Genomic DNA, 20,891 nt, shown 5'->3' with positions numbered 1-20,891 from the left:
CATGACCGACCTCGACTCGTGGCGGGATACCGCCACCCGCTCGGCCATTGTCTCGTTCGTCGAGCGGGTGAGCGGCGAGGGGCCGGGCTCGGTGCCCGCGGCCGAGCGCATCGCCGTCTTCGACAACGACGGGACGCTCTGGACCGAGAAGCCCATGCCCACGCAGCTCGCCTACGTCGTCGAGCAGTGGCGCAAGCAGGCGGCGGCGGATCCGTCGCTCGCCGACCGGCAGCCCTACAAGGCGGCCGTCACCGGCGACCTCGCCTGGCTCGGCGGCGCGATCGACAAGCACTACGAGGGTGACGACAGCGACCTCAAGGTGCTGATCGGCGCGCTCGTCGGCGTGACCGCCGGCATGAGCGTTGACGACTACGCGGCATCCGTCGGCGAGTTCTACGAGACCGCGAAGCACCTGACGCTCGGCACGCCCTACGCGGATGCCGTCTACAAGCCCATGGTCGAGCTGCTGCGCTACCTCGAGGCCAACGGGTTCACCGTGTACATCGTCTCGGGCGGCGAACGCGACTTCATGCGGCCCATGACGCAGGAGTACTACGGGATCCCGCCCGAGCACGTCGTCGGCTCCGCGCTCGGGCTCGCCTGGGACGAGGACTCGCACGAGGTGCGCTACACGGCCGGCCTCGACTTCTTCGACGACGGCCCCGAGAAGCCCGTGCGCATCTGGAGTCGCATCGGTCGTCGCCCGCTCATCGCCTGCGGCAACTCGAACGGCGACATGCCGATGCTCGACTTCACCCGCAAGGGCGACGGGCTGGCCCTGCTCGTCCACCACGACGACGATTCGGGGCGTGGCGACCCCGCGTACGACAAGGGCGCCGATACCGCGCTCGCCGCGGCCGAGGCTCGGGGGTACACGGTCATCAGCGTGAAGGACGACTGGTCGAGCGTGTTCGTCGATCCGGCGGCGGGGTGAGTCCCGAGACGGCGGTTGCCGGGCGACGGATGCTGCTGCCGACGCTGCGGGGATACCGTCGCGCCTGGCTCGGCGCCGACATCCTCGCCGGACTGTCGGCGGGCGCGGTCGTCATTCCGCAGGCGATGGCGTACGCGACCATCGCGAACCTGCCCGTGCAGGCCGGTCTCTACACGTGCATGGTGCCGATGCTCGTCTACGCGCTGCTCGGGGGTTCCCGCGCGATGAGCGTGTCGACGACGTCGACGATCGCGACGCTGACCGCGACCACCCTCGTCTCGGCCGGCGTCGCAGCATCGAGCAGCGACATCCCGCGAGACCTGATCACCCTGACGCTGCTCGTCGGCGTGATCCTCCTGGCGGCGCGCCTGCTGCGGCTCGGATCGCTCGTGGAGATCATCAACCGGCCCACGGTCGTCGGCATCCAGATCGGCGTCGGCGCCACCGTCGCCGTCGGCCAGTTGCCGAAGCTCCTCGGCGAGACCGACGATCCGACCGGCCACGGATTCGTGCACTCCTTCAACGCCGTGCTCGCCGCGCTGGGCAGCGCCAACCCGGCCACCGTCGTCCTGTCCGCGGCATCCGTCGCCACCCTGTTCCTGTTCAAGCGGTTCCTCCCGCGCGTGCCGGCGCCGCTCATCGTCGTGGGCGCGGGCATCGCGCTGGCCGCAATCGGCGTGCTGCAGCCGGCGGGCGTCGAGCTCATCGCGCCGGTGCCGCAGGGCTTCCCCCTTCCGGGACTGCCGAGTTTCACGGATGTCGCGGCGCTCCTTCCGGGCGCGGCGGCGATCGCCGTCATGGCGTTCCTCGAGTCGGAGGCGGTGGCGCGCGGCATCCGGAAGCCCGGCGAGCCGGCCATCGACAGCAATCAGGAGCTCTTCGCGACCTCGGCCGCGAACGTGCTCGGCTCGTTCTTCTCGACGCTGCCGGCCGCCGGCGGCTTCTCGCAGAGCGCCGTCAACCAGAACGCGGGAGCGCGCTCGCAGCTCTCGACGCTCGTGACCGTCGCCCTCGCGCTGCTCGTCGGCCTGTTCCTCGGACCGGTGCTCTCACTGCTCCCGCAGGCGACGCTCGCCGCGCTGGTGTTCGTCGCCGTCTTCGGGCTCATCGACATCCGCGCGCTCGTGATGATGTGGAGGATCTCGCGGCGTGACTTCTGGATCGCCCTCGTCACGGCCCTCATCGGGCTCAGCGCTGGACTGCTCACCGCCGTCGCCGCGGGGGTCGTCATCACGCTCGTGCTCGTGCTGATGGCACTGTCGAAGGTGCGCATCCGGGTCGAGCGGCCCTCGTCCGACGCCGTCCTGGTGACGCTGCTCGGGCCCCTGTACACCGCGAACGCGCAGACCACCGAGCAGGCGATCCTCGAGGCCGTGGCGCACGAGGAGGGCGCGCGCATCGTCGTGCTCGACGGCGCGCGCATCGACGACATCTCCGTGACGGTCATCGAGATGTTCGAGGACCTCGGCCGCGAGCTGACCGCATCGGGCCTGCAGCTGCGCATCGCGCGGATCGACCCGGCCGTCGAGGTGGTCGTCGACCGCACCGACGTGTTCCGGCGCATGAAGGCCGAGGGGCGCACGTTCACGACCGTCGAGGCCGCGCTCGCGGCTCCGGCGCCGCCGCCGCGCCCGCCGGCCGCGCCCGCCGGCTGACGCGAGTCGGCGCCCGCCGTCTGACGCGAATCGGCGCCCGAGTGCCGAATCGGCCATGCCGTTCATGCACTCGGGCGCCGATTCGGCACTCCGATGGCCGGGGCTAGGGCAGCAGGCGCGTCGGGCCGCGGAAGAGGTACGTGGTCTCGCGGATCGAGGACTCGCCGAGCATGAGCATCAGCACGCGGGCCAGGCCCATGCCGAAGCCGCCGTGCGGCGGCACGCCGTAGCGGAAGAAGTCGAGGTAGAACTCGAGCTCCTCGGGGTCCATGCCCTTCTCGCGCGCCTGCTCGACGAGCACGTCGACGCGGTGCTCGCGCTGCGCGCCGGTGGAGATCTCGACGCCGTTGTAGATGAGGTCGTAGGAGTTCGTGAGGCTCGGGTCGCCCTCGTGGCGCATGTGGTAGAACGGCCGGATGCTCGAGGCGTAGTCGGTCAGGAAGACGAAGTCGTGGCCGAAGGCCTCCTTCACGTACGCCGAGATCTGGCGCTCGCCCTCGGGGTCCATGTCGGCGTCGGCGCGGGGCACGACGTAGCCGCGGTCGGCCACGATCTGCTTGGCCTCGGCGAGCGGGATGCGTGGGAACGGGCGCGAGGGAACCTGGAGCTCGATGCCGAAGTGCTCCGCGATCGCGGCACCGTGGGCGTCGACGACGGCCTGGAACCCGGCGACCATGAGCTCCTCGTGCAGGGCCATGACGTCTTCGTGCGAGTCGATCCAGCTGATCTCGGTGTCGACCGAGGTGAACTCCGTCGCGTGGCGCGAGGTGAACGAGGGGTCGGCGCGGAACGCGGGACCGACCTCGAAGATGCCGCCGAAGCCGGCGGCCTGTGCCATCTGCTTGAAGAACTGGGGGCTCTGCGCGAGGTACGCCTTGCCCTCGAAGTAGTCGACCTCGAAGAGCTCGGCGCGCGACTCGGAGGCCGAGGCCATGAGCTTGGGCGTCTGGATCTCGATGAGGCCCTTCTCGACCCAGACGCCGCGCAGCGCGTGCAGGAAGGTCGTCTGGATGCGGAAGATGAGGGCCTGCTTCGGGTTGCGCAGGTCGAGGAAGCGCCAGTCCATGCGCTTGTCGAGGCTGGAGTCGGCCGCGATCGGGGTCTCGGGGTTCGCTTCGGAGACGACCTCGAGCGAGGTGAGCTTGACCTCGAGGCCGCCGAGCTTCACGCGCTCGTCGTGCTTGAGCTCGCCGGTGACCCGGATGAAGGAGCCGTGCGACAGCGCCGAGATAGCCTCGGTCGTCGCAAGCGCCTCGGCGGCGCCGACGCTGACGCCCTCGGGGTCGAGCTCGCGGGTCGCGGGGTTCACGACCTGCACGGCGCCGGACTCATCGCGGAGGATGACGAACTGCACCTTCTTCTGGTCTCGGACGGTCTCGACCCATCCGGCGATCGTGACGGGGCCGGCGGGGAGGGCGGCGAGGTTCTTGACCAGGGTGCGTTCGTTCACGAGGGTCAATCCTACTGGGGTGGCCATGCCCCGCATGGGCTAACCGGTCAATGCGGTGCCCAGCGCCCGTACCGGCGCCCGAACGCACGGCGCTTTCAAAGGATCGCGCTCCTTAGACTGGAGACCGTGCCGGCCGAGCAGATCCACCTCGTGCGCCATGGCGAGGTGTTCAACCCCCAGGGCGTGCTCTACGGGCGACTCCCGGGCTACGGCCTCTCCGACCTGGGCCGCCGGATGGCGCAGTCCGCCGCCGACCTGCTCGTGGCGACCGAACGACCGGTGACGGCGCTGGTCGCTTCGCCGCTGCAGCGGACGCAGCAGTCGGCGGAGCCGGTGTCCGAGGCGTTCGGCCTCGAGCCGTTCCTCGACGAGCGCGTCATCGAGCCCGAGAACCGCTTCGAGGGCAAGCGCATGAGCGGACGCGGCGGTGCGCTCGGCGATGCGCGCAACTGGCGCTTCCTCATCAACCCGTGGGAGCCGAGCTGGGGCGAGCCGTTCGGCTCGATCGCCGCGCGCATGCTCGACGCGATCGGCGACGCCTGGCGAAGCGTCGACACCGGAGACGTGGTCGTCGTCAGTCACCAGCTCCCGATCTGGATGGTGCACCGCCGACTCGCGGGCCTCTCGCTCGCGCACGACCCGCGCCGCCGCCGGTGCGGTCTCTCGAGCATCACGACGCTCGAGCGCCGCGGCGACCGCTTCGTCGAGGTCGACTACCGTGACCCGGCTGCCGGCCTCGCCGCGCACGCCACCGACGTGGGAGCCGTGTGATGCGCAGAACCACTCGCGGGCGAGCGCCCGCAGCCGCCGTCGCCGCGCTGGTCGCGGCATCCGCCCTGCTCCTCACCGGCTGCACGAGCGACCCGCTGGCCGACCAGTTCCGCGAGGGCAGCGGCAAGAACTACATCGCCGGCGACGGCAGCATCTCCGAGTACGAGGCCGCCGACCGGGGCGAGCCGATCGCGTTCTCGGGCGAGACCGTCGAGGGCGAGGCGTTCGACTCCGCCGACACGCTCGGCGAGGTCACGGTCGTGAACTTCTGGTACGCCGGGTGCGCCCCGTGCCGGGTCGAGTCGCCCATCCTCGAGGAGGTGCACCAGGACTACGGCGAGGCCGACGTCGCCTTCGTCGGCGTGAACGTGCGCGACCAGGCCGGCACCGCCGCATCCTTCGAGGAGACCTACGGCGTCACCTATCCGTCGATCCTCGACGTCGAGTCCGGCGAGGCGCAGCTCGCGTTCGCGGGCCCGGTGCCCCCGGCCGCCGTGCCGACGACCATCGTGCTCGACCAGGAGGGCCGGGTCGCCGCACGCGTGCTCGGCCAGGTCACCGATGCCTCGATCCTGTCGTCGCTCGTCGACCGCGTGCTCGACGAGCAGGCCTAGCGTGGGCGGCATCGGCGAGATCGTCCTCAACGGGCAGTTGCTCGCCGCGATCCCCATCGCCCTCGCCGCGGGCATCGTCTCGTTCCTCTCGCCGTGCGTGCTGCCGCTCGTGCCGGGCTACCTCGGGTACATCGGCGGCTTCGTCGAGGCGTCGGCGGATGCCGCGGAGGAGCGCCGGTACCGGCGCCGGCTCGTCCTCGGCGTGCTGCTGTTCATCGCCGGGTTCACGGTCGTGTTCGTCACGTTCAACCTGCTCGCGGGCGTCGCCGGCGCCTGGTTCAACGCGTACGGCGACGTGATCACGCGGTTCCTGGGGGTCGTGCTCATCGTGATGGGCCTCGTGTTCATCGGCCAGTTCACGTTCCTCCAGCGCACCATCAAGCCCTCCTGGCGGCCCGCGACGGGCCTCGCCGGCGCCCCGCTGCTCGGCGTGGTCTTCGGCCTCGGCTGGACCCCGTGCATCGGCCCGACCCTCGCGGTCGTGCTCACGCTCAGCGCCGATTCGGGGTCGGTCTGGCGGTCGGTGCTGCTCGGCCTCGCGTACTGCGTCGGCCTCGGCATCCCGTTCCTGCTCGTCGCCCTCGGCTTCGGCTGGGTCACCGGCTCGCTGGCGTTCGTGCGTCGCCACATCCGCACGATCAACATCATCGGCGGGTCGCTGCTCATCGCGATCGGCCTGCTCATGCTCTCGGGTCTCTGGACCATCTGGATGTACGAACTGCAGGCGGTGATCTCCGGCTTTGTCCCCGCGATCTGACCCCGGCGCGCTCTCGCGCCCCGACGACCACATCGACTCGCCCCAGCCCTCCGGCGACGCATCCGTGACGCAGCCGAGGCTCGGGTTCGTCGGCTGGATCCGGTTCGCGTGGCGCCAGCTCACCAGCATGCGCACCGCGCTGCTGCTCCTGCTGCTGCTCGCGATCGCGGCCGTGCCCGGCTCGCTCGTGCCGCAGCGCTCGAGCGACCCGAACGGCGTCACGCAGTACTTCTCGGACAATCCCGACCTCGCCCCGGTGCTCGACGGCTTCCAGATGTTCGACGTCTACACGTCGGCCTGGTTCTCGGCGGTCTACCTGCTGCTGTTCGTGTCGCTCATCGGCTGCATCATCCCGCGCACGAAGCACCACTTCGACGCCCTGCGGGCCCGTCCGCCGCGCACGCCGGTGCGCCTGGCCCGGCTCGGCGGCTACACCGAGCGGCCCCTCGCCGAGGGGGAGACGGCGGATGCGGCGATCGAGCGCGCCGCGGCCGACCTCAAGCGCGCCGGCTATCGCGTCGAACGGTACGAGCTGCGGGGCGAGCCGTCGGTCTCGGCCGAGCGCGGCTACCTCCGCGAGACCGGGAACCTCGTGTTCCACACGGCGCTGCTCGGCGTGCTCGTCACGGTCGGCATCGGCGGCGGGTTCGGCTTCGCCGGCCAGCGCGTGGTCGTCGAGGGTCAGTCGTTCGTGAACACGCTCGCGGCCTACGACTCCTTCAACCCGGGGCGCTTCTTCAACGACGCGAACCTCGACCCCTACAAGCTCACCCTCACCGACCTCGACGCCGTCTACGAGACCGAGAACCAGGAGGCGCTGGGCCAGCCCGTCGACTTCACGGCCGAGGTCGACATCAAGGGGCGCGACGGCGAGGAGGTCGTCGACGGCCAGGTCAAGGTCAACCACCCGCTGCGGGTGCACGGCACCGACGTCTACCTGCTCGGCAACGGCTACGCGCCGACCATCACGGTGCGCGACGCCGAGGGCGAGGTCGTCTTCACCGACGCCATCCCGTTCCTCCCGCAGGACGCGAACCTCACCTCGATCGGCGTCGTGAAGGTGCCCGACGGCATGCCCGAGCAGCTCGGCATGATCGGCTTCCTCTACCCGACGCAGACCACGCTCGACTCGGGGGCCTACGCCTCGACCTACCCCGACCTCGTCTACCCGGTGCTGACGCTCAACGTCTACTCGGGCGACCTCGGCATCGACGGCGGCACGCCGACCTCGGTCTACACCCTCGACCCGTCGACCATGGAGCAGCTCACGGGCGGCAAGACGGGCGTCGACTCGATCGAGCTCATGCCGGGGGAGACGCAGGACCTCCCGAACGGGCTCGGCACCGTCACCTTCGAGGACGTCACGCCCGATGGGCAGCCGGATGCCGCGGCCGGCGACTACTCGCAGAGCGTCGACCGGTTCGCGAGCTTCGACATCCACCGCGATCCCTCGCAGGGCTGGGTGCTCGTCTTCGCGATCCTCATCCTCGCGGGACTGCTCGTGTCGCTGTTCATCCCGCGTCGCCGCATGTGGGTGAAGGCCGCGAGGCGCCCCGACGGCGCCGTCGTGCTCGAGTACGCCGGCCTCGCGCGCGGTGAGGACCCCGGACTCGACGACGCCGTGGCGTCCTTCGCCGACCGCCACGGCGGCCCGGCCCCCACCGATGCTCCAGAAACCGCCGCTGATCCGGCGAAACCGACGACGTAAGGTTGTAGCGTGACGCTCGACGACATCTCCATCACGCTCGTGTACTCGGCCATGGCCGTCTACGCGATCGCGTTCATCGCCTACGCGATCGACCTCGCGCGTCGCTCGGCGGCCGCGACTGCGGCAGCGGATGCCGCAGCAGCCGTGCCGGCGACCGTCGGCGCCTCGGCGGTGCCGGTCGCCGCGTCGACGCGCGGCGCCTCGGCGTCGACGACGTCGGCCGGGGTCATGCCGCCGGTCGCGGCCTTCGCTCGCGGCAACGACGGTGCCGCGGTCGCCTACGGGCGCTCGCCCTCGCTGCGGGTCGGCGTCGCCATGACGGTGATCGCCTGGGCGCTGCACCTCGCGGCCGACATCACCCGTGGACTCGCCGCCGGCCGGGTGCCGTGGGCCAACATGTACGAGTTCGCGCTCACGGGCACGCTCGTCATCACGACCGTGTACCTGCTCGTGCTCGTGGTCTCCAAGCACGACCTGCGCTTCCTCGGCACGTTCATCACGGGCCTCGTGCTCGTGCTGCTCGGCATCGCGACCGTGAACTTCTACGTCAGCGTCGTGCCGCTGCCGCCGGCGCTGCAGTCGGCCTGGCTCATCATCCACGTGTTCGTCGCGACCTCGGCCACGGGCTTCCTCGCACTGGGCTTCGCCCTGTCGGTCGTGCAGCTCATGCAGGCCCGCCGCGAGTCCATGGTCGCGAGCGCCAAGGCCGTGAAGCGGTCGTTCCTGGCGACGCTGCCCGACTCGGCGACGCTCGAGAACCTGGCCTACCGGGTCATCATCATCGGGTTCATCCTCTGGACCTTCACGCTCATGGCCGGCGCGATCTGGGCCGAGGCGGCCTGGGGTCGCTACTGGGGCTGGGACACCAAGGAGGTGTGGACCTTCATCATCTGGGTGGTCTACGCCGGGTACATCCACGCTCGCGCAACGCGCGGCTGGCGCGGCTCGCGGTCGGCATGGCTCGCCATCATCGGCTTCTCGACCGTGCTCTTCAACTTCACCGTCGTCAACCTGTTCTTCAAGGGGCTGCACGCGTACTCGGGGCTCTGACCCCGGCGGTCAGCTCGTCCCCGGAGTGCCGTCGGGGCATTGCGGGTTCGGCGCCCCGGGAGCACGATCGCTGTATGCAGCTGCTCGAGCGCGGTCCTCAACTCGAGGAACTCGCGTCCGCTGCGCTCGCCGGGGCCGAGGGCCGGGGCGAGGTGCTGCTCGTGCACGGCGAGGCCGGCATCGGCAAGTCCTCGCTCGTGTCAGCGCTGCGGGAGCATCCGCCCGGCGGATGCCGCGTGCTGGTCGGCGCGTGCGACGCACTGACCACGCCTCGCACCCTGGGCCCGCTGCGCGACCTGACCTCGTTCGTCGGTCCGCGTCTCGCCTCCGCCCTTCGTGCCGGTGACCGCGAGGAGGTGTTCGACGGGCTGCTGGACGAGCTCGGTGGTTCGCCGGGCACCGTGCTCGTCATCGAGGACGTGCACTGGGCCGATGAGGCCACGCTCGACGCGCTGAGCTTCCTGGCCCGCCGCATCGCGACCCTGCCGGTCCTGCTCGTGCTCACGTACCGAGACGACGAGGTGGACGGGAGCCATCCGCTCGCGAGGGTGCTCGGCGACCTGCACGCGAACGTGCGGCACCTCGCGGTGCCGCATCTGTCGTTGCCGGCGGTGGCGGCGATCGCGGATGAACGCGGGCTCGACCCGCAGCAGGTGTTCGACCTGACCCAGGGCAATCCGTACTTCGTCGGCGAGCTGGTGGCATCCGCTGATTCGACGCAGGTGCCGCGGACCGTCGTGGACGCCGTCACGGGACGGCTGCACCGGCTCGCCGGCGAGGCGCGGCATCAGGTCGAGCAGCTCGCCGTCATCCCGTCGGCGGTCCCGTCGGTCGAGCTGGGCCGTCTCGTGCCCGGCGGGGCTGTCGCCCTCGGCGAGGCCGAGGAGCGCGGCCTGCTCGTCGTCCGGCCGGAGGGGGTGGCGTTCCGGCACGAGCTCACCCGGCGGGCGATCGTGGACGCGATGCCGACTGCGCGGCGCATCGACCTGAACGCCCGGGTCCTCGCCGTGCTGCTCGACCTCGACGCGGACCCCGCCCGCATCGTGTCGCACGCACTCGAAGCGGGTCGGGACGGAATCGTCGCCGCCTGGGCGCCGCGTGCAGCACGTGACGCCGCCGTGAGCGGTGCCCATCGACAGGCCGCCGAGCACTACCGGTCGGCACTCGAGCGAGCCGCGACGATCGATCCGGGCGAACGCATCGACCTCATGCAGGCCTACGCGATCGAGCTCTACACGCTGGGATCCGACCGCGAGGCGGTGGCGGTGCAGGAGGACGTCCTGCGTTCTCGACGGGAGGCGGGAGATTCCACCGCACTCGGAGCGAGCCTGCGCTGGTCGTCGCGGTTCCATTGGCTCGCCGGGCAGCGGCGCGAGGCGGAGATCGCCGCGCGCGAGGCATCCGACCGCCTCTCGACCTCGACGGATCGTGCGCTGTACGCGCTCGCGCTCAGCAATGAGGCCCAGCTCGCCATGCTCGCGCACGACCTGTCCCGCACGCTCGAGCTCGCGCCTCGCGCGGTCGCGATCGCGCGTGAGACGGGCGATCGCCGGGCGCTCTCGCACGCGCTCAACAACCTCGGCACGGCGCACCTGCTCCTGAACCGCGACGAGGGCATCGCGGAACTCACCGAGGCCGCCGAGGTGGCGGCCGCGGGCAACCTGATGGACGACGCGGCCCGCGCGCACGTGAACCTGGTGTGGAGCCTGCTCGACCAGTACCGGCTGGAGCTGGCCGAGCGACATCTCGGCGCCGCGCTGGAGTTCTCCTCGCGCGCGGAGGTGATGGGCCTCTGGACCTACCAGCAGGTCGAGCGCGCCCGACTCCACCTCGCCAGGGCGGAGTGGGACGACGCGCTCGCTGCGGCCTCCCACGGCCGCGAGGCGCTTCCGCACGCGCACTGCGTCGCGCTGACGGTCATCGGCCTCGTCCAGGTCCGGCGGGGCGATCCCGAAGGGGAGGAGACGCTCGTCGAGGCCGCCGCCGTGGCGACCCGGCTAGGAGAGCTCCAGCGGACCGGTCCGGTCGCGGCCGCCCGGGGCGAGGCCGCCCTGCTCCGCGGTGCCCGGGACGAGGCGGTCGCCATCCTCGCCCCGGCGTACGACGAGGCCGTGCGTCGGGACGCCCGAAACCAGCTCGCCGAGTTCGCGGCGCTGCTGCGGCGCGCGGGGGCCGAGGTCGCGGTGCCCGAGGTCGAGCATCCCTTCGCCGTCGAGGCGAGCGGCGACTGGCGACGTGCCGCCGCGGCATGGCGCGCCGCCGGCGCGCCGTACCACCAGGCGGCCGCGCTCGCCGGGAGTCCGCACGACGCCGACCGGCTCGAGGCGCTCGCGATCCTCGACCGCATCGGGGCCGTGCCGCTCGCCCGGTCGGTGCGGGCGGGCCTGCGTGCCAGTGGTGTGCGCGCTGTGCCGCGTGGGCCGTCGCGGCCGACCCGCGCCAACCCGGAGGGGCTCACCGACCGCCAGGTCGGCGTGCTCGAACTGCTGGCCACCGGCATGACCAACGCCGAGATCGCCGCCCGGCTCGTGGTCTCGGTGCGCACGGTGGACAGCCACGTCGCCGCGATCCTCGCGAAGCTCGGTGCCGCGTCGCGGCAGGACGCAGTGCGCGAGGCGCAGCGCCGCGGCGTGTTCTCGGCGTGAGCGCCGGGAGATCTCGGTAGTCCGGCGCGAGATCTCGGTAGCCGTCCCCGATGAGGGCTCCTGCGCTGCGCCGTAGAACTGGAATGCGCCCATCGAACGGGCGCACCGAGGAATCGAGGACATCATGCACACCGCACTCGTCGGAACCGGGCAGGCGCCCGTCGGCAGCATCGGCCTCCGCAGCGCGCTCCGGCGGATGCCGCGGCGCACCTGGCTCGCCCTGATGGCGTGGGCGGGGGTGGCCGGCCGCCGCCGGGCCCCGAGCCGCGACGAACTCGCCGAACTGCACGAGTACCGCCTGGTGGCGGAGCGGCTGCGCGAGGAGCGCTTCCAGGCGGTCGCCGTCGGTCGCCTGATGTGATGCGAACGAGCACAGGGCGGCACCGGATCGCTCCGATGCCGCCCCGTTCCCGGCTCACGGCGCCGAAGGTCTCGGCAGCCGTGAGGTCTCTCAGCTACACGGGTCGCCCGCGGTGACGGTGCCGTTGGACACCTTCACCGGGCCGGACGCGATCGCGTAGTCGGCGCCGCCGTTGCTGTCCCACGAGCCGGACCCGTTGTTGAAGGCGGCCGTGATGCCGCTCGCGCCGCCGAGCTCGATCGTCTTCACCTTCCAGCCGGCGCAGGCGGGCGCCATGCCAACGCCGGGAGCGGCCGTCCACGAACCGGTGCCGACCCGGTAGTGGATGTTCGCCGTGGCCCAGCCGGTCGCGTAGTAGACGGTGGTCGACGTCGCCGGGTTCGTCGGCGTCGTGCTGCACGGGTTCGCCGAGGTCACGGCTCCGTTCGCGACGGCGGCCACGCTCCCGGTCAGCGCGTAGTCGCGGCCGCCGTTGTTGTCCCACGTGCCCGAGCCGTTGTTGAAGGCGGCGGTGACGGAGGTCGCGGAGCCGAGCTCGACCGTCTTCGACACCCAGCCGGCGCAGGCCGGCGCCATGCCGACGCCCGGCGCCGTCGTCCATGACCCGGTGCCCACCCGGTAGTGGATGTTGTGGTTCGTCCATCCCTTCGAGGTCGAGTAGTAGACCGTCATCGACGAGCCGGGCTGCGGCTCGGGGTCGGGGTTGCCGCCCGAACCGCCGGCCTTCGCGCCGACATGCAGCGCGAGGGCCGCGTTGCCGCCGACGGGCGCCGTGAAGCGACCGTCGCCGCCGACGGTGATGACGCCGCCGGCGCTGCATCCGCCGCTCGTGGGCTGCCCGACGATCACGTTGCAGTACTGCCCGGCCGGCAGCGAGGTCTGCCAGGTGCGATCGACCGAGCCGCCGCCGCGGTTGATGGCCACGAAGCCCTTGTCGCCGCGACCGAACGCGATCGCGTTCGAGCCGTTGTCCCACCGGTTCGTGATCGCGGTGCCGTAGGTGGCCGTGCGGAAGCCGACCATGTTCTCGATCGAGGTCTGGGCGTGCTTGCACGTCCAGCCGTTCTGCCCGCAGACCGGGTCGATCACCTCGCCGTTCCCGGCGAGGGCCGGGCCGGCCTCCTTGTTCGAGAACTCGTACCCCGAGTGGATCGAGGGCGAGCCGTAGTTCCAGGCGAGCGTGAAGACCTGCGCGAGGTCGTAGGCGGCCCCGTCCCTGTAGCTCAGCGTCTCGCCGTTCCGTTCGGTGTCGTGGTTGTCGACGAAGACGGCCGCGTTGGCGTTCTGCAGGAACCCCGCCCAGCTCGAGCCGATGCCGGTGCCCGTGGTGAGCCAGTTGATCGTGCCGCCGCCGAAGGCCTCCTTCAGCTTGCGTGCGAAGGCGAACTCGTGGATGTCGCCGTTGGCGAGGTACTCCTCGGGCTGGATCGGCTCGTTCGCGCGGATGACCTCCTGCACGAGGTAGAGCCGGGCCCGGTCGTTCACCTTGCCGAGGATGCCCTGCATGTCGGCCGCCGAGATGTGCTTGACCGCGTCGATGCGGAATCCGTCGACGCCGAGCGAAGCGAGGTCGTTCAGGTAGCCGGCGATGCGGCCCTGCACGTACGAGGACGACGTGTTCAGGTCGGAGAGGTTCACGAGGTTGCACTCCTGCACCTCGGTGCGGTTCTGGTAGTTCGCGATGTCGCGCCGGCACGAGTGGAAGTCCTGGGACTGGTAGATGCCCGGGTAGTCGTAGTGCGCGAACGACGAGCCGGCCCAGCCGACGCCGCCGGCGCTCTTGCCGCTCATGTGGTTGATGACGGCGTCGGCGATGACCTTGACGCCGGCCGCGTGGCAGGTGTCCACCATGGCCTTGAACTCGGCGCGCGTGCCGAGCCGCGACTCGACCTTGTAGCTCACGGGTTGGTAGTACGTCCACCACTCGGGGCCCTGCACGTGCTCCTGCGGCGGCGAGGTCTGGACGAAGCCGTAGCCGGCAGGTCCGAGGTTCCCGGTGCACTCCCGGGCGATGGCGTTCCAGGTCCACGAGAAGAGGACGGCGGTGGTGTCCTTCGGACCCGGCGCGGCTGCGTCGGCCCGGTCGGCGGTTGGCAACGGGGTCGCTGCCAGGAGCGTGGCGAGGAGCGCTCCGAGGAGAAATGTCGCCGTGAACCGCAAGCGCTTGCGAATGGCGTCGCCGGCAGGGGCGATGACGGGCGGATGGTCTGACATGGGAACGAGATCCTTTGCAGATCGGCGATTCTCCGGCCGGGAGTCCGGGTGATCGCGCCGCTGCCGCGTCACTGCGGCAGCCGCGTCACGACGACGACTGTCCCCAAAGATAGGCACAGGGGCGACGAGGCCGCAAGCGATCGGACCGCAAATCTGTAAGCGCTTGCATTAACCGGCTCCGCGCTGCTAGCTTCGCTCCAAGTCGGTGGCACGTCGTCGTGCCGGGAAAACAGGAGTCAAGGATGACGCAACGCGCTCGCGCTCGCAGTTGGTTCGCCCTCGTGGTCGCCGGAGGGCTCGCGGCATCCGCGCTGGCCGTCGTCCCGGGCCTCGCGGCATCGGCGGAGGAACCCCGCACGTTCGCCCTCGTCGGCTCGCTGCAGTCCGAGCTCGGCTGCGCCGACCTCGGTGCCGGCGCCGGCGGCGACTGGGAGCCCGCGTGCCCCGAGACCGAACTGCTCGCCACCGACACGCCCGGCGTGTATGCCGCGGACTTCACGATCCCCGCGGGCACGTACGAGTACAAGGTCGCCGTGAACGACGCCTGGGACGAGTCCTACGGCGTGAACGGCGGCGGCGACAACATCCCGTTGACCGTCGCGGGCGACACCCCCGTGCGCGTGGTCTTCGACGACACGCTGAAGCGCGTGGGCCTCGAGGCGACCGGTCTCCGCGGCGCCTACACCGAGGCGGATGACGCGGCGCTGGCGTCGGCTCCCGTGCGCCAGCCGGGCAGCGACGAGACCTTCTACTTCGTCATGACCGACCGCTTCGCGAACGGCGACCCGGCCAACGACCAGGGCGGCCTCACCGGCGACGCGCTCGCCACCGGGTTCGACCCGACCCACAAGGGCTTCTACAACGGCGGCGACCTGCAGGGCCTGCGCGACCGCCTGGACTACATCGACGGACTCGGCACGACGGCCATCTGGCTCACGCCGAGCTTCAAGAACCGCCCCGTGCAGGGCGAGGGCGCCGAGGCGAGCGCCGGCTACCACGGGTACTGGGTCACCGACTTCACCCAGATCGACCCGCACCTCGGCACGAACGCCGAGCTCGAGGCCCTCATCGCCGACGCGCACGACCGCGGCATCAAGGTCTACTTCGACATCATCACCAACCACACGGCCGACGTCATCGACTACGAGGAGCAGCAGTACTCGTACATCGACCAGGCGGCGAGCCCCTACCTCGACGCCGAGGGCAACGAGATCGACCTCGGCGACTACGCCGACGGGCAGACGCCGTTCCCGACGCTCGACGCCGCGACGAGCTTCCCGTACACGCCGGTCGTGCGCCCCGAGGACGCCGACCTGAAGGTGCCGGCCTGGCTCAACGACCCGACGATCTACCACAACCGCGGCGACTCCACGTGGGAGGGCGAGTCGGTCACGTACGGCGACTTCGTCGGCCTCGACGACCTCATGACCGAGCACCCGACCGTGGTGAACGGCTTCGTCGACGTGTACGACCAGTGGATCGACCTCGGCATCGACGGGTTCCGCATCGACACGGCCAAGCACGTGAACTTCGAGTTCTGGGAGCAGTGGTCCACGCAGGTGCTCGACTACGCGCACGAGCAGGGCAAGCCCGACTTCTTCATGTTCGGCGAGGTCTACGACGCCGACCCGCAGAAGCTCTCGCCGTACGTGCGCAGGACCGACATGAACTCGGTGCTCGACTTCACGTTCCAGTCGCAGGCGGTGAGCTTCGCGGCGGGCAACTCGGCGAAGAACCTGCAGTCCCTCTTCGCGGGCGACGACTACTACACGACCCCCGACTCCTCGGCGACGGCCCTGCCGACCTTCCTCGGCAACCACGACATGGGCCGTGTCGGCATGTTCCTGCAGTCGACGGATGCCCCGCTCCAGCGTGACGAGCTCGCGCACGAGCTGCTCTTCCTCACGCGCGGCCAGCCGGTCGTCTACTACGGCGACGAGCAGGGCTTCGCCGGCATCGGCGGCGACCAGAGCGCGAGGCAGACGCTCTTCGCGAGCCAGGTCGACGAGTACGAGAACCAGGAGCTCGTCACGGGCGAGACCGCCGGCAGCGTCGACCGCTACGCCACGGATGCGCCGCTCTACGAGCACATCGCCGCGCTCTCCGAACTGCGGCAGGCGCATCCGGCGCTCGCCACCGGAGCGCAGGTCGAGCGCTACGTCGACAACGGCGCCGGCGTGTACGCCTTCAGCCGCGTCGACCGCACCGAGAAGGTCGAATACCTCGTCGCAGCGAACAACGCGAACGAGGAGCGCACCGTGCAGGTGCCGACGCTCACGAAGGACGGCGCGTTCTCGGTGCTCTCGGGCGACGGCCAGGCCGTGACGGCCGACGCCGACGGCGTGGCATCCGTCAGCGTGCCGGCGCTCGGCACCGTGGTCTGGAAGGCCGACCGCACGGTCAGCGCCGGCGACGCGGCATCCGCCATCAGCGTGTCGACTCCTGCGGCCGGCGCGGGCGTCACGGGCATCACCCCGGTGGTCGCCGACGTCGACGACGCCACCTGGCAGGAGACGAGCTTCGCCTGGCGCGTCGCGGGCGCGACCGGCGACGATGCCTGGCACGCCCTCGGCACCGCCGAGGACACGAGTCCGCGCGTCTTCCACGACACCGCGGGCCTCGAGGAGGGCACGCTCGTCGAGTACCGGGCGGTGTCCACGGATGCCGCGGGCAATCGCGCCGCGGCGAGCACCTACGCGAGCGTGGGCAACGCCGTCAACCTCGTCGAGGAGGAGGAGCCCGAGCAGCCGATCGACCTCGTGACCGTGCCGGGCAGCCACAACTCCGAGATGGGCTGCGCGGGCGACTGGGCCCCCGGCTGCGAGGCCGCGAAGCTCACGCTGCGCGCCGACGGCATCTACGAGGGCACGTTCGACCTGCCCGCCGGCGACCACGAGTACAAGGTCGCGCTCAATGGCAGCTGGGACCTGAACTACGGCGCGAACGGCGAGCCCGGCGGCGGCAACGTCCTGTACACGCACGAGGGCGGATCGATCACCTTCTTCTGGAACCCCGACACCAAGGTCGTCTCCTCGACGGCCGAAGGGCCCGTCGTCACCGTGCCCGGCAGCTTCCAGTCCGAGATCGGATGCTCCGGGGACTGGCAGCCCGAGTGCCTCGCCTCCCTCATGCAGGACGGCGACAAGGACGGCGTGTACGAGTTCTCGACCGCGGCGATCCCCGCCGGCTCCTACGAGGGGAAGGTCGCGCACGGCCGCAGCTGGGACGAGAACTACGGCGTCGGCGGGGCTCCCGGTGGCGCGAACTACGCCTTCACCACGAAGGACGGCGAGCTCGTCACCTTCCGGTACACGATCGACACGCACGTGCTCGTGATCGAGGTCTCGAACCCGCCGCTGCCCGGTGCCGGCCAGTCCAACGCCTACTGGCTGGGCGAGGACACCCTCGCCGTGCCGCCGACGTTCGCGGGCGCCGAGGACCCGAGCGACCTGGCGTACACGCTGGAGCACTCGCCCGAGGCGACGCTCGGCGTCGAGGACGGCGAGGTGACCGGCGGCGGCGACGCGGTCGAGCTCGCCTTCGACCCGTCCGGCCTCAGCGAGGCCCAGGCGGCGAAGTTCCCGCATCTGGCCGAGTACACCGTGCTGCGACCCGAAGGACTCGACCGCGCCGAGGTGGCGGACCTGCTCACCCAGCAGCTGCAGGTCGCGCAGCGACTCGACGGCAGCCTGACCGCGCTCACGGGCGTGCAGGTCCCCGGCGTGCTCGACGACCTCTACGCCGACGCCGTGGCCTCCGTGCCGCTCGGCGTCGGATGGAGCGGCGACGAGGCGACCGCGACCCTCTGGGCGCCCACCGCGCAGGCGGTGTCGCTCGAGCGCTGGGATGCCGGGGCATCCGCCGACCCGGAGGTCGTCGAGGCGAGCTTCGACGATGCGAACGGCACCTGGAGCGTCGACGGCCTCGCCGCCGGCGACGAGTACCGCTGGTCGGTGCGGGTGTACGCACCGACGACGGGCGCCATCGAGACCAACTCGGTGACCGATCCGTACTCCGTCGCGCTCACCACGAACTCGACCAGGACGGTCGTCGTCGACCTCGACGACGCGTCGCTCGCGCCCGAGCAGTGGGCCGAGACGCCCGCTCCCGTGGTCGAGCGACCCGTCGACCGGGCGATCTACGAGCTGCACGTGCGCGACTTCTCGATCACCGACGAGACCGTGCCCGAGGCCGAACGGGGCACCTACCGGGCCTTCACGCGCGACTCGGCGGGCACGGCGCAGCTGGAGCAGCTCGCCGACGCCGGCATCAACACCGTGCACCTGCTGCCGACCTTCGACATCGCGACGATCGAGGAGGACCGCGCAGCGCAGGCGACCCCGGCCTGCGACCTCGCCGCCTACGGTCCCGCGTCGGAGGAGCAGCAGGCCTGCATCGACGACGTCCGCGACCTCGACGGCTTCAACTGGGGGTACGACCCGTTCCACTTCCAGGCGCCCGAGGGCTCCTACGCGGTGGACCCGAACGGCGGCGCGCGCGTCGGCGAGTTCCGCGAGATGGTCGGGGCGCTGCACGGCATGGGCCTGCAGGTCGTGCTCGACGAGGTCTACAACCACACCGCGGCATCCGGCCAGGGCGCGAAGTCGGTGCTCGACCGGATCGTGCCCGGCTACTACCAGCGGCTCAACGCGGCCGGCAACGTCGAGACCTCGACCTGCTGCCAGAACGTCGCCACCGAGCACGAGGTCGCCGAGAAGCTCATGGTCGACTCCGTCGTCCTCTGGGCCAAGGAGTACAAGGTCGACGGATTCCGCTTCGACCTGATGGGCCACCACTCCAAGGCGAACATGCTCGCCGTTCGGGCCTCCCTCGACGAGCTCACGCTCGCGGAGGACGGCATCGACGGCAAGGCCGTGTACCTCTACGGCGAGGGCTGGAACTTCGGCGAGGTCGCTGACAACGCGCTGTTCGAGCAGGCCACGCAGGGCCAGCTCGGCGGCACCGGCATCGGCTCGTTCAACGACCGGCTCCGCGACGGCGTGCACGGCGGCAGCCCGGTGGTGGGCGAGTCGCTCTTCGAGCAGGGCTTCGGCACCGGGCTCGCGGGCGACCCGAACGGACGGCCGCTCACCCGCGACGAGTCCGAGATCCGCACCCTCGGGCAGCAGACCGACCTCGTCAAGGTCGGCCTCGCCGGCAACCTCCGCGACTTCGAGTTCACGGGGTACGACGGCGTCGTGAAGCGCGGTGCGGAGGTGGACTACAACGGAGCGCCGGCGGGCTACGCCGACCAGCCCGACGAGGTGATCAACTACGTCGACGCCCACGACAACGAGACGCTGTACGACCTCGGCGTGCTGAAGCTGCCCGTCGACCTGCCGATGGCCGACCGCGTGCGGATGAACACCCTGTCGCTCGCGACCGTGACCCTCTCGCAGACGCCCTCGTTCTGGCACGCCGGCACCGAGCTCCTGCGTTCGAAGTCTCTCGATCGCAACAGCTACAACTCGGGTGACTGGTTCAACCGGATCGACTGGACCGGCCAGGGGTCGACCTTCGGGTCCGGCCTGCCTGGCGAGGCCGACAACGGCGACAACTGGGCGGTCATGCGGCCGCTGCTCGAGAACCCGGCGCTCAAGCCCGGAGCGGCCGACATCGCGGCGGCCGAGGCATCCGCGCTCGACCTCCTGCGCGTGCGGAACGAGGTCGACCTGCTGCAGCTCGGCTCGGCGGAGCTCATCGACCAGAAGGTGAGCTTCCCGAACAGCGGCTCCGACGCCACGCCCGGCCTCATCGTCATGGAGATCGACGACCTGGTGGGCGAGGACGCGGATCCCGAGCTCGACGGCGCCCTCGTGGTGTTCAACGCCTCGCCCGAGGCGATCACCGAGCAGGTCGACGGGCTCGCCGGCCGGGACTTCGCGCTCACCGACGCGCAGGCGAACGGCTCCGACGCGGTCGTGAAGGCCACGGCGTGGGATGCCGCGAGCGGCACGGTCACCGTTCCCGCCCGGTCCGTCGCCGTGCTCGTGGACGAGCAGCCTCCGCCGGCCGTGGCGACGTTCACCGTGGCTGCGCCGAACAAGCTGATCGCGAAGGCAGGGTCCGCGGTGAAGGTCTTCGGGCAGACGTTCGCCGTGGACGGCGACCGGCCCGAGGGCACCATCACGGTGCTCGACGGTGGGAAGGCGATCGCCACGGTCGAGGTCGACGCCTCGGACCGCGGCCGCTTCCAGGTGAAGCTGCCGAAGTTGAGCCGTGGCGTGCACCTGATTAGCACGACGTTCGACGGCGCCGAGGGCTTCGCCGACTCCCGGTCGGTGCCGGTCCCGCTGATCGTCTGGTGACGTCGGGTCCGGCCGCGGAGGCCGGGCGTCGCCGCATCGGGGCCGGCTTGCGGGCCGGCCCCGATGCGGCGCTCTCCGTCCCTCCGCGCGTCGGTGGGTGGCGGTAGCGTCGCGATCAGATCGAGAGGGGCGACATGACCATCGAACTCACCAGGTTCCGGGCGAACGACGCGCTCGCGCTGTTGTCGGCTCGACCCGGCATGCTGGCCGACTTCCGGGCCGACCGCGACGGCTTCGTCGGAGCGCGCCTCGTGCAGCTCGCCGACGGGGAGTGGCTCGACATCGTCGAGTGGGCGAGTGACGCCGACTTCGCGGCATCCCGCGACAAGGGCGCGAACCTGCCGGGCATCGAGCGCTTCTTCGCCGCGATCGACGAGCTCATCTCGTCGGAGCAGGGCGAACTCGCCTGAAGCCCGCCCCGGCC

At 71.0% G+C, this 20,891-nt stretch carries 13 protein-coding genes; 11 read left to right on the top strand and 2 right to left on the bottom strand.

The window, feature by feature from the left end; genetic code table 11:
- The first annotated feature begins 1 nt into the window (after position 1).
- On the top strand, positions 2 to 934 hold the full coding sequence (locus GQQ95_RS06115; protein WP_157426778.1) for an HAD family hydrolase: 933 nt from the start codon (positions 2 to 4) through the stop codon (positions 932 to 934).
- Positions 931 to 2,589, top strand: coding sequence for a SulP family inorganic anion transporter (locus GQQ95_RS06110; RefSeq protein WP_246205208.1), 1,659 nt, complete (start codon positions 931 to 933; stop codon positions 2,587 to 2,589). The genes GQQ95_RS06115 and GQQ95_RS06110 overlap by 4 nt, the downstream gene beginning before the upstream one ends.
- Positions 2,590 to 2,692: 103 nt before the next feature.
- On the opposite strand, the gene aspS is transcribed toward GQQ95_RS06110, so the two are convergent.
- Entirely contained in the window at positions 2,693 to 4,039 is a 1,347-nt protein-coding gene (aspS, locus tag GQQ95_RS06105; RefSeq protein WP_246205207.1) for an aspartate--tRNA(Asn) ligase, read from the bottom strand.
- 126 nt (positions 4,040 to 4,165) lie between these two features.
- Between aspS and GQQ95_RS06100 the strand changes: the two genes are divergently transcribed.
- From GQQ95_RS06100 to GQQ95_RS06070, 7 genes are all read left to right on the top strand, one after another.
- Positions 4,166 to 4,810 carry a histidine phosphatase family protein gene (locus GQQ95_RS06100; RefSeq protein WP_157426777.1) on the top strand — a complete coding sequence of 215 codons (645 nt, stop codon included), beginning with the start codon at positions 4,166 to 4,168 and terminating at the stop codon, positions 4,808 to 4,810.
- Positions 4,810 to 5,424: a TlpA family protein disulfide reductase gene (locus tag GQQ95_RS06095; RefSeq protein WP_157426776.1), complete on the top strand. Its 615-nt coding sequence runs from the start codon at positions 4,810 to 4,812 to the stop codon at positions 5,422 to 5,424. Before GQQ95_RS06100 ends, GQQ95_RS06095 begins: the two co-directional genes overlap by 1 nt.
- A gap of 1 nt (position 5,425) precedes the next feature.
- Positions 5,426 to 6,181: a cytochrome c biogenesis CcdA family protein gene (locus tag GQQ95_RS06090; RefSeq protein WP_157426775.1), complete on the top strand. Its 756-nt coding sequence runs from the start codon at positions 5,426 to 5,428 to the stop codon at positions 6,179 to 6,181.
- Positions 6,165 to 7,889 (top strand): cytochrome c biogenesis protein ResB, encoded by a 1,725-nt coding sequence (gene resB, locus GQQ95_RS06085; protein WP_157426774.1) that lies wholly within the window; start codon positions 6,165 to 6,167, stop codon positions 7,887 to 7,889. Before GQQ95_RS06090 ends, resB begins: the two co-directional genes overlap by 17 nt.
- 51 nt (positions 7,890 to 7,940) lie before the next feature.
- Complete coding sequence (gene ccsB / locus GQQ95_RS06080; RefSeq protein WP_157426973.1) at positions 7,941 to 8,939, top strand: c-type cytochrome biogenesis protein CcsB; 999 nt, start codon at positions 7,941 to 7,943, stop codon at positions 8,937 to 8,939.
- Positions 8,940 to 9,013: 74 nt separating this feature from the next.
- Positions 9,014 to 11,584 carry an ATP-binding protein gene (locus tag GQQ95_RS06075; protein ID WP_157426773.1) on the top strand — a complete coding sequence of 857 codons (2,571 nt, stop codon included), beginning with the start codon at positions 9,014 to 9,016 and terminating at the stop codon, positions 11,582 to 11,584.
- Positions 11,585 to 11,708: 124 nt separating this feature from the next.
- Positions 11,709 to 11,945 (top strand): hypothetical protein, encoded by a 237-nt coding sequence (locus GQQ95_RS06070; RefSeq protein WP_157426772.1) that lies wholly within the window; start codon positions 11,709 to 11,711, stop codon positions 11,943 to 11,945.
- Positions 11,946 to 12,035: 90 nt separating this feature from the next.
- Here the strand turns inward: GQQ95_RS06070 and GQQ95_RS06065 are convergent, their stop codons facing one another.
- On the bottom strand, positions 12,036 to 14,159 hold the full coding sequence (locus tag GQQ95_RS06065) for a carbohydrate binding domain-containing protein (RefSeq protein ID WP_157426771.1): 2,124 nt from the start codon (positions 14,157 to 14,159) through the stop codon (positions 12,036 to 12,038).
- A gap of 242 nt (positions 14,160 to 14,401) precedes the next feature.
- Between GQQ95_RS06065 and pulA the strand changes: the two genes are divergently transcribed.
- Positions 14,402 to 20,467 carry a pullulanase-type alpha-1,6-glucosidase gene (gene pulA, locus GQQ95_RS06060; protein ID WP_157426770.1) on the top strand — a complete coding sequence of 2,022 codons (6,066 nt, stop codon included), beginning with the start codon at positions 14,402 to 14,404 and terminating at the stop codon, positions 20,465 to 20,467.
- Between the two features lie 134 nt (positions 20,468 to 20,601).
- A complete protein-coding gene (locus GQQ95_RS06055; RefSeq protein ID WP_157426769.1) occupies positions 20,602 to 20,877 on the top strand; it encodes a hypothetical protein in 276 nt (91 codons plus the stop codon).
- Positions 20,878 to 20,891: the final 14 nt, after the last annotated feature.

This window comes from Agromyces salentinus (assembly GCF_009749395.1).
GTDB classification, from domain to species: Bacteria; Actinomycetota; Actinomycetes; order Actinomycetales; family Microbacteriaceae; genus Agromyces; species Agromyces salentinus.
Note: the sequence above shows the minus strand (reverse complement) of the source record. Positions and strands in the feature narration are given on the sequence as shown.